The sequence below is a fragment of the Chryseobacterium sp. SIMBA_038 genome, assembly GCF_046535115.1.
Taxonomy (GTDB): Bacteria; Bacteroidota; Bacteroidia; order Flavobacteriales; family Weeksellaceae; genus Chryseobacterium.
In genome coordinates, this window is the sequence record NZ_JAWRXH010000267.1 from 1 (window position 1) to 259 (window position 259).

Annotated in this window: 1 protein-coding gene; it reads left to right on the forward strand. The window is 29.0% G+C overall.

Annotation, left to right across the window (positions count from 1 at the left end):
- Positions 1–185, forward strand: a 185-nt coding sequence (locus SB689_RS23505; protein WP_410694459.1) for a hypothetical protein, incomplete at its 5' end; no start/stop codon positions are given.
- Positions 186–259: the final 74 nt, after the last annotated feature.

Sequence of the window (259 nt, forward strand, 5' to 3'; positions counted from 1 at the left end):
TTAATAATGTAACAGTAGGGAAAAAAGATTCTCTTAACAGTGGCAAAGAAAAACATTGGGAACCTGAAGGTTTAGCTATTGATCGCAAATCAAAATCATTGGTTATCATGTTTGCTCTTGGGGATCATAAAAAAAGATTTGCTCAATTATATTATATTCCTTTAGATAAACTTATTGAGGAGTGATGATAGTAACAATATTTGATGATTATAAATGTGTAATGCTAATAACTTCGTCATATTTTCGTGTGAATACTAAT